Here is a 7,078-nt window from a genome sequence, read left to right as displayed (position 1 = left end):
AGGGGAGCAAACCGTGCGGGCGCTCCATCCGTAGCCCGGATGAAATCCGGGGAATCCGCAGTACAGCCCCGTAGCCCGGCCCCGGATTTCATCCGGGCTACGAAGGTGGTCAAGGCGGTGGCGTACTGGTTTGGCGAAGTGCGGCGTGCCCGGCCCTCTCCCCCGGCCCCTCTCCCATGAATGGGAGAGGGGAGCAAACCGTGCGGGCGCTGCATCCGTAGCCCGGATGCAATCCGGGGAGTCCGTAGTACAGCCCCGTAGTCCGGCCCCGGATTTCATCCGGGCTACGAAAACGGTCAATGCGGTGGCGTACTGGTTTGGCGAAGTGCGGCGCGCTCGGCCCTCTCCCCCGGCCCCTCTCCCATAAATGGGAGAGGGGAGCAAACCGTGCGGACGCTGCGACCGTAGCCCGGATGCAATCCGGGGAGTCCGTAGTACAGCCCCGTAGCCCGGCCCCGGATTTCATCCGGGCTACACGCGCAGCCTGAAAAGAAAAGCCCCGCACTAGGCGGGGCTTTTCTTTTCAGCGGATGGCTCAGGCGCTTTGCGCCAGGTCCATCAGCTCGCGGTTGGCCACGGCGTACATGGCGTAGTCGGTGCCGGTCGCCGAGCGCAGGTCGGCCAGCATGGCCTTCCAGCGATCGACCAGGCGCTGATGTTGGTCGAGCCACAGCGCCACCCGTGCCTCGATGTCCTGCGGGCCGTCGACCATCTGCAGGACCGACACGGTGACCGCCCGCTGCTGCCAGTCGAGGTCGTCGCGGAAGGCTTCGCGGGCCAGTGCCTGCCAGTTGTTCTCCACCGGCAGGTTGGTGATCTGCTGCAGGTACCAGGACAGTTCCAGCGCGCCACCCACGGCGAAGTAGGCAGTCGCCACTTCGCTGGCATCCTTGCCGGTCACGTCTGCGGCTTCGATGATCGGCAGCAGGGTGTACAGGTGGCTGGTGCCCGCGACCACGCGCGCCAATTCCTCCGGCGTGCCAGCTTCGACGAAGCTCTGGTAGCGCGCCAGCCACTGCTCGCGCGCCGGGCCTTCGAGCAGCTCGTCCAGGCGACCGACCAGCGCCTCGATACGCGGCGCGAAATGCGCCACGTCGCGGGCGGCGTCCAGTTCGTTGCGACGGCTGCGCAGGAACCAGCGCGTGGCACGACGGCCCAGGCGCATCAGCTCGTCCATCAGCTGCAGCTGCAGGTCGGCCGGCACCTTGTAGTCCAGCGCCTCGATCTGCTGCCACCAGTACGGCAGGCGGAACAGGTCACGCACGATGACGTAGGCGCCGGCGACGTTGGCCGCGCTCATGCCGGTGGACTCCTTCAGGCGCTGCACGAAGGTGATGCCCATGTGGTTGACCAGGTCGTTGGCGATCTGCGTGCTGACGATCTCGCGCTTGAGGCGGTGACGGCGCATGGCGTCGCCGAACTTCTCGGTGAGGATATCCGGGAAGGCGGTTTCCATCTCGCGGGCCAGGTAGTCGTCATCCGGCACCTGGGACTTGAGCAGGGACTCCTTGAGGTCGATCTTGCTGTAGGAGATCAGCACCGACAGCTCCGGACGGGTCAGGCCCTGGCCGTTGTTGGCGCGCTCGTTGAGTTCTTCGTCGGACGGCAGGAACTCCAGGGCGCGATCCAGCTTGCCGGCGCTTTCCAGCGCGTTCATCAGGCGCTTGTACTCGCCCGCCCGCTCGCGCGCACGGCGCTCGGCCAGCGACAGTGCCTGGGTCTGCTTGTAGTTGTTGCCGAGCACCAGCTCGGAAACGTCGTCGGTCATCTGCGCCAGCAGCTTGTTGCGCTGCTTCTCGGTCATGTCGCCGCCGGAGACGATCTCGCCGAGCAGGATCTTGATGTTGACCTCGTGGTCGGAGCAGTCCACGCCACCGGCGTTGTCGATGAAGTCGGTGTTGCTGGCGCCGCCGTGCAGGCCGAACTCGACACGGCCGAGCTGGGTCATGCCCAGGTTACCGCCCTCGCCCACCACCTTGGCGCGCAGCTCGCGACCATCGACGCGCAGGGCGTCGTTGGCCTTGTCGCCGACGTCAGCGTGGCTTTCCTTGCTGGACTTGACGTAGGTGCCGATACCGCCGTTCCACAGCAGGTCGACCGGCGCCTTGAGCAGTGCGTTGAGCAGCTCGGTCGGCGCCAGGCGATCGGCGGCGATGTCGAAGCGCGCCTTCATCTGCGGGCTGATGGCGATGCTCTTGGCGCTGCGCAGGAAGATGCCGCCGCCCTCGGAGATCAGCTTGGCATCGTAGTCGGCCCAGCTCGAACGCGGCAGCTCGAACAGGCGCTTGCGCTCGACGAAGCTGCGCGCGGCGTCCGGGTTGGGGTCGATGAAGATGTGCATGTGGTTGAACGCCGCCACCAGCTGCAGGCTTTCCGACAGCAGCAGGCCGTTGCCGAACACGTCGCCCGCCATGTCGCCGATGCCGATCACCGTGACATTGTCCTTCTGCACGTCGATGCCGCGCTCGCGGAAGTGACGCTGCACGCTGACCCAGCCGCCCTTGGCGGTGATGCCCATGCCCTTGTGGTCGTAACCGGCCGAGCCGCCGGAGGCGAAGGCGTCGCCGAGCCAGAAGCCGTACTCGGCGGCGATGCCGTTGGCGATGTCGGAGAAGGTCGCGGTGCCCTTGTCCGCCGCCACCACCAGGTAGGGGTCGTCGGCGTCGTGGCGCACCACGTTGGCCGGCGGCACCACCTCGCCATCCTTGAGGTTGTCGGTGATGTCGAGCAGGCCGCTGATGAAGATGCGGTAGCAGGCGATGCCCTCGGCCATCACCTCGTCGCGGCTGCCGCCGACCGGCATCCGGCGCGGCACGAAGCCGCCCTTGGCGCCCATCGGCACGATTACGGCGTTCTTCACCTGCTGCGCCTTGACCAGGCCGAGCACTTCGGTACGGAAGTCTTCTTCACGATCCGACCAGCGCAGACCGCCCCGCGCAACGTCGCCGAAGCGCAGGTGCACGCCCTCGACACGCGGGCTGTAGACGAAGATCTCGAACTTCGGCACCGGGCGCGGAATGTCCGGGATCAGGCGCGGGCTGAGCTTGAAGCTGAAGTAGGCCTTACCCTGGCCATGCTCGCCGTTCTGGTAGAAGTTGGTGCGCAGGGTGGCCTTGATCAGGTCCAGGTAGCGCCGCAGGATGCGGTCCTCGTTGAGCACCGCAACGTTGTCCAGCGCAGCGAGGATGGCCTGCTCCAGTTTCTGCTGCTTGTCGTCGAGGTCTTCGGCGGTGAGCTTGCGCGCCAGGTAGAAGCGCGTACGGAACAGGCGCACCAGCTCCTTGGCGATGTCGGCGTGGTTGACCAGGGTGGCGGCGATGTAGCTCAGCGAGAAGCCCAGGCGAATCTGCTTGAGGTAGCGCGCATATGCGCGCAGCAGCGCCACGTCGCGCCAGGGCATGGCCGCGGTCAGCACCAGGCGGTTGAAGGCGTCGTTCTCGGCGTCGCCACCGACGATGTGGATGAAGGCATCCTGCAGGGTGTCATTGAGCTGCTGGATGTCGACATCCAGGCCTTCGGCATAGGTGAAGGCGAAGTCGTGGATCCAGAACTCGCGGCCATCGGCACGGCGCAGCTTGTAGGGGAACTCGCCGAGCACGCGCAGCCCGAGGTTCTCCAGAATCGGCATGACGTCGGACAGCGGCAGGGGCGCATCGGCGTGGTACAGCTTGCAGTGCAGCTGCTGCTCATTCTGCGCCAGCGGTTGGTAGAAGCTCATCACCAGCTGCTTTTCGCTGCTCAGGCTGAGCAGGTGCTGCATGTCCACCACCGCCGAGTGCGGGGCGAAACGCTCGCGATAGCCCGCCGGGAAGCCGCCGGGGAATTCCGCCAGCACGTTGGTGCCCTGCGCCTCGCCGAAGCTCTCCACCATCAGGCCGGCGTAGTCATCCTTCCACGAACGGCAGGCCTGGATGACTTCCTTCTCCAGGCGCACGGGATCGATCTGCGTCTTGCTCTTCGGGTCGACCCGCAGAATGAACTGCACGCGGGCGAGCACCGACTCGGAGAAGAAGGTCCAGAACTCGCAATCGGTGGCCTGCAGGCGCTCCATCAACACCTGCTGGATCTTCACCCGGGTTTCGGTGGAGTACACGTCACGCGGCACGTAGGCCAGGCAGTAGCAGAAGCGGCCATAGGGGTCGCGGCGCAGGAACACGCGAATCTTGTTGCGCTCTTGGATCTGCACGATGGCCATGGCGGTGCTGAACAGATCGTCGACCGGGGTCTGGAACAGGTCGTCACGCGGCAGCACTTCCAGCACCTGGGCCAGCTCCTTGCCCAGGTGGGCGCTGCTGTCGAAACCGGAGCGCTGCTTGATCACATCCACCTTGCGGCGGATGTAGGGGATGTTCCACACGCTCTCGGCATACACCGCCGAGGTGTAGAGGCCCATGAAGCGGCATTCCTTGACCACGTTGCCCTTGGCATCGAGTTCGCGGATGGAGACGAAGTCCGGGTAGGCCGGGCGGTGCACGCGGCTCGGCACGGCCGCCTTGGCGAAGGACAGCAGCTGCGCTTCACGCAGGTAGGCGACCGCCTCCGGCTCGATGTGCAGCTCGTCGGCCTTGAGCCCGGAGCGCAGGCGCTTGGACAGGCCGAGCAGGGATTTCTCGTCGTAGACCATGGTGCCGCCTTCAGCGGAGGGCGCCACGGTGAATTCCTCGTAGCCGAGGAAGGTGAAATGGTCATCCAGCAGCCAGCCGAGGAAGACCTTGATCTCCTCCAGCTCGGTCTTGTCCACCTTGAGCTTGGCGCGGTCCAGCCAGGCCAGCAGCTCGCGTGCCTTGGCCTTCATCGGCTGGAAGTCGGCAACGCTCATGCGCACGTCGCCGAAGACCTCGTGGATGGCCTTCTCCAGCGTCTTCAGTTCGGCGGAGCTGGCGCAGCGGTCGATTTCCAGGAACATCAGCGCTTCCTGCAGCACGCCCTCGCCCTGGGTGCCACGCGGCAGGATCTCCAGCAGCTGGCCGTTCTTGTCGCGGCGCACGCTGAACACGCTGTTCTGCAGGGTATGGATGCTGTAGCCGTGGCGGTTCAGCTCCATGCGCACCGAATCCACCAGGAACGGGATGTCGCCATGGAGAATTTCCACCGCCGTATGGGTGGACTGCCAGCCGTGCTTCTCGTAGTCGGGGTTGAACGCCCGCACCTGCGGCTTGGCGTGATCGAACTGCTCCAGCATGCGCCAGGCCGACAGGGTGCAGCCGACCAGGTCGGAAAGACGCCGCTGGGTCAGCTCCTCGAGGGCGATGATGCCGAAGAACTGATCGGCGAAAAGGGCTACTTGTGGCAGCGCCTGCTCACTCACGTGCTGCGCCAGGGCCGCTTGCAGTTGGTGCTGGAAGTCGGCTTTGCTGGCCGCCGTAAAGAACGCCATGTTTTTGCTCCGTTGGGCTGGTGGTTCGACAGGACATCTGGATCGCTGCCGCTGGGTGTTGCCAGGCGGTTGAACAACCACCTGCGTTGCCATTGCTGCCGCGTCTACGTTTGCAATGGTCTGCTAGTTCAACGTTAGTCCATGAAGCGACAATGACACCTGCGAGTCGCATCGGACCGGCGCGAAGGGAGACGACCGACTGGTCACGTATGACCGCCGAGCTTAACGAGGGAAGCCCTGCAACCGCTTGCGGTGCTGCGACATTTTCTTTCAAGGCTGCACCGAGACGGTGCAAAAGAGAAAAACCATGGCCCGCCAGCGCAGGGCGAACGAGCCATGGAGAAGGGTCAGGCGCCGCGCATGGCCTCGGGCAGCGCCAGGACGATCTGCGGGAAGGTGGTGATCAGCACCGCCGCCAGCACCAGCAGCATGAAGAACGGAAAGCTGGCCCGCGCGACCGCCCCGAGGTTGCGCCCGGTGAGGTTCTGGATGACGAACAGGTTGAAGCCCACCGGCGGGGTGATCTGCGCCATCTCCACCACCAGGATGACGAAGATGCCGAACCACAGCAGGTCGATGCCCGCCGCCTGCACCGCCGGCAGGATCACCGCCGTGGTCAGCAGGATGATCGAGATGCCATCGAGGAAGCAGCCCAGGGCGATGAAGAACAGCGTCAGCGCCAGCAGCAGCAGGTACGGCGACAGCTGCTTGGCGATGATCCAGTCGGCCAGCGCCGCCGGCAGGCCGGTGAAACTCATCGCCGACGTCAGGTAGGCCGCGCCGAGCAGGATGAAGAAGATCATGCACGAGGTGGAGACGGCGCCCATCAGGCTGGCCATGAAGGTCTCCCGGGTCAGCGCCCCGGAACACAGCGCGATCAGCAGCGCGCCGACCACCCCCACCGCCGCGGCCTCGGTCGCCGTGGCGATGCCGCCATAGATCGAACCGATCACCGCGACGATCAGCCCCAGCACCGGGATCAGCAACTTGGCCCGGCGCAGTTTTTCCATGAACGGCAGGCGCTCGCCCTCCTCCGGCAGCTGGCTGCGATTGCAGGCCGACCAGAGCATCAGGTAACCGCTGAAGATGGCGAGCAGCAGCAGGCCGGGCAGAATGCCGGCGATGAACAGGCGCGAGATCGACACCTGCGCCGCCACCCCGTAGACGATCATCATGATCGACGGCGGAATCAGCAGGCCGAGCGTGCCGGCGCCGGCCAGCGAGCCCATGGCGATGGACTCGGGATAACCGCGCGACTTCAGCTCGGGCAGGGAAATGCGGCCGATGGTGGCGGCGGTGGCGGCGGACGAGCCGCTGACCGCCGCGAACATGCCGCAGCCGAATACATTGACGTGCAGCAGGCGCCCCGGCATGCCGCGCATCCAGGGTGCCAGGCCGTTGAACATGTCTTCGGAAAGGCGCGTGCGGTAGAGGATCTCGCCCATCCAGATGAACAGCGGCAAGGCCGTCAGGGTCCAGCTGGCGCTGGACGCCCAGCTGGTGGAGGCCAGGATCGAGCCGGCCGGCGCGCCGCCGAACAGCTCCATGCCGATGATGCCGACGCCGAGCAGCGACAGGGCGACCCAGACGCCGCCGCCGAGCAGCACGAACAGTGCCAGCAGCAGCGTAATGGTGATGGTTGTGTAGTCCACGGGTTCACTCACGAATCAGTGCGGCGATGGCCGCAATTAAGGATCGAGC

2 protein-coding genes are annotated in these 7,078 nt (G+C 65.7%); both read right to left on the bottom strand.

Going from position 1 to position 7,078, the window contains the following annotated elements; all coding sequences use genetic code 11:
* Positions 1-535 precede the first annotated feature (535 nt).
* Positions 536-5,377 (bottom strand): NAD-glutamate dehydrogenase, encoded by a 4,842-nt coding sequence (locus tag E4487_RS23560; protein WP_134675465.1) that lies wholly within the window; start codon positions 5,375-5,377, stop codon positions 536-538.
* Positions 5,378-5,724: 347 nt separating this feature from the next.
* Entirely contained in the window at positions 5,725-7,029 is a 1,305-nt protein-coding gene (locus E4487_RS23555; RefSeq protein WP_037056197.1) for a TRAP transporter large permease, read from the bottom strand.
* Positions 7,030-7,078: the final 49 nt, after the last annotated feature.

The sequence above is a fragment of the Pseudomonas sp. BMW13 genome, from assembly GCF_013357275.1.
Taxonomy (GTDB): domain Bacteria; phylum Pseudomonadota; class Gammaproteobacteria; order Pseudomonadales; family Pseudomonadaceae; genus Aquipseudomonas; species Aquipseudomonas khazarica.
This window is presented reverse-complemented; position numbering and strand designations above follow the sequence as displayed.

Bases quoted from the DNA above. Each gene is read 5' to 3' on its own strand.
- E4487_RS23560 (WP_134675465.1), bottom strand. From the start codon at position 5,377: ATGGCGTTCTTTACGGCGGCCAGCAAAGCCGACTTCCAGCACCAACTG.